This is a genomic window from Poseidonibacter ostreae, assembly GCF_009208075.1.
Taxonomy (GTDB): domain Bacteria; phylum Campylobacterota; class Campylobacteria; order Campylobacterales; family Arcobacteraceae; genus Poseidonibacter; species Poseidonibacter ostreae.
This window is the reverse complement of the sequence record NZ_WFKJ01000093.1, coordinates 1-1974: the sequence shown is the minus strand read 5'-3', so window position 1 is coordinate 1974 and position 1974 is coordinate 1. Positions and strand designations below refer to the sequence as shown.

At 23.0% G+C, this 1974-nt stretch carries 4 protein-coding genes; 2 read left to right on the top strand and 2 right to left on the bottom strand.

Translation table 11 applies throughout. The annotated features are described in order from the left end of the window. Positions 1 to 200: 200 nt before the first annotated feature. Together GBG18_RS14900 and GBG18_RS14895 are read right to left on the bottom strand one after the other, a co-directional pair. The gene (locus GBG18_RS14900; protein ID WP_152192352.1) at positions 201 to 482 is read right to left on the bottom strand and encodes a type II toxin-antitoxin system RelE/ParE family toxin; all 282 of its coding nucleotides are present in this window, start codon (positions 480 to 482) and stop codon (positions 201 to 203) included. Then, the gene (locus tag GBG18_RS14895) at positions 482 to 718 is read right to left on the bottom strand and encodes a hypothetical protein (RefSeq protein ID WP_152192350.1); all 237 of its coding nucleotides are present in this window, start codon (positions 716 to 718) and stop codon (positions 482 to 484) included. The genes GBG18_RS14900 and GBG18_RS14895 overlap by 1 nt, the downstream gene beginning before the upstream one ends. A gap of 145 nt (positions 719 to 863) precedes the next feature. Between GBG18_RS14895 and GBG18_RS14890 the strand changes: the two genes are divergently transcribed. Beyond that, a complete protein-coding gene (locus tag GBG18_RS14890; protein ID WP_152192349.1) occupies positions 864 to 1070 on the top strand; it encodes a hypothetical protein in 207 nt (68 codons plus the stop codon). An 18-nt stretch (positions 1071 to 1088) separates the two neighbouring features. Further along, on the top strand, positions 1089 to 1974 hold an 886-nt coding region (locus tag GBG18_RS14885), incomplete at its 3' end, for a hypothetical protein (protein WP_152192347.1).

The following is a 1974-nucleotide window of genomic DNA, read 5'->3' as shown; positions in this document are numbered from 1 at the left end:
TTACAGCCACTTGCAAATAAACCATTCTTTACTACTAATATAGTGAAGTTTTATTAATTATTCATATAATATTTCAACTATTATTCTGATTAATATCAGCCTGAAGCCTACAGTTACATGGAGTTAGCTGCTTAACTCGTTTGTTTATATAATGTTCATTAGATTAATTTAATTTGTTGGCAGATAATAGGCAGTGATGTTTATAAATTTTCTTGATATTTCTTAATACCAATTATTATAATTTCATTCCTGATTTTATCTATCTTATATGGAATAACATAACCTTTAAAAATCATATCTCTAATCTCTTCATTATCAAAGTAAAATGATTTTCGAAATTTATAGGGCATATGTACTAAATTTTCAATTTTTTCTTTTAATTCAGATTTAAAATGATTAGCTCTTATTTTACTATCAAGCGATATATAGTCCCAAATATTATTAAAACTATTTACAAATTTAGGTTCGTAAGTTATATTCACTATGATATTTTTGTATGTTTATCTATACTTTTCCATACATCTTTATGAGATAGTGTTGTAGTTGTACCATTTTCAATATTTGATAAAGACTCTTGAAAATATAATTTATTTTCTTGAAAACTACTATCTGTTTGCTCTAATAAAGTATTGAATTCTTCTATAGGTAAAATTACAGATATTCTTTCTCCATTATCGTTAGTGACATACTGAGGATGTAAATTCATTGACATTGTCATGATAGCTCTCCTTCTATTTTATTCTTACAGATTATATCTAAATATTGTTGATATAATAAATTTTACACAACATCTATCTGATAAATAGTTAGTAATGATTTATTAGCTATGATATAATATTTAAAATATTACAGGATATTATATCATGATAAAATTTAGCCAAAAAGCAATGCAAAGATGGAATCAACTGGATGATAAAGTTAAACTTCATTTATTAGAAAATGTGTACTGTTCAAAATGTAAAGATGTTGTTAAAATAATTGATTTTGATGCTAACTTAGTTGATGATGATTTAATCTTAAAAGGTAAATGCTCTATTTGTAATAATAATGTCGCTCGATTAATTGAGTAATAAAGTTTTTATAAAACAATGATAACAGATGAAATTTTAGATTATTATTTTTATTGTCAGTTAAAAGCAAAATATAGGTTAAGTGACTTAAAGTTTACAAACTTTTCTTATAATCATATACATAAAAAATTAGAGAATAAATCACAAAAAGTATTTAGTCCTTCATCCATTAAAAATACTCTAATAAAGAATTACATTCTACAAACAAAATATTATAATTTTACTTTTCCGTATATAGAATTAGATAATTTAGAACATACTCCCATCTTTTATTCCAATAACTTAACAATTACGAAAGAGGATAAAAAAAAATATTCATTTAAATCAATGTTATTAGCAGAAATATTTACAGTAAACTCTTATAAAGTAATGACATACCAGGGATTAATTAAAAAAATTAAATTAAATAATGACATTACAACATTGCATACTATTATGAATAATCTAGATAAAGATTTAGATATAGCTAAAATATCTCATTGTGGTATCTGTGAATATAAAAATCATTGTTATAATAAATTAAGAGAAAAAGACGACCTTAGACTATTATTATCAATGTCAGAAAGTGAAGTAATAAAATGGAATGAAAGAGGATATTTCAATATTAATCAATTTTCGTATTATTATAAACCAAGAAGAAGTTCACTAATTACATCCACTCAAGGTAGATATAAATTTGAATTAAAATCATTAGCAATTAAAAAAAATAAAATATATCAAACCAATGATATTGATCTAGAAGAAAAAGATATTGAAGTCTTTGTTGATTTTGAAACTTTACCAACTGACAACTTTGTTTATTTAATTGGTATAGTCATCAGTACAAATAATATCATTACTGAAAAAAGGTCATTTTGGGCGGATAGTAAAAATCAAGAGGAAATAATTTTTATTAAATTCTTTA

Bases quoted from the DNA above. Each gene is read 5' to 3' on its own strand.
- GBG18_RS14895 (WP_152192350.1), bottom strand. From the start codon at position 718: ATGACAATGTCAATGAATTTACATCCTCAGTATGTCACTAACGATAAT.
- GBG18_RS14890 (WP_152192349.1), top strand. From the start codon at position 864: ATGATAAAATTTAGCCAAAAAGCAATGCAAAGATGGAATCAACTGGAT.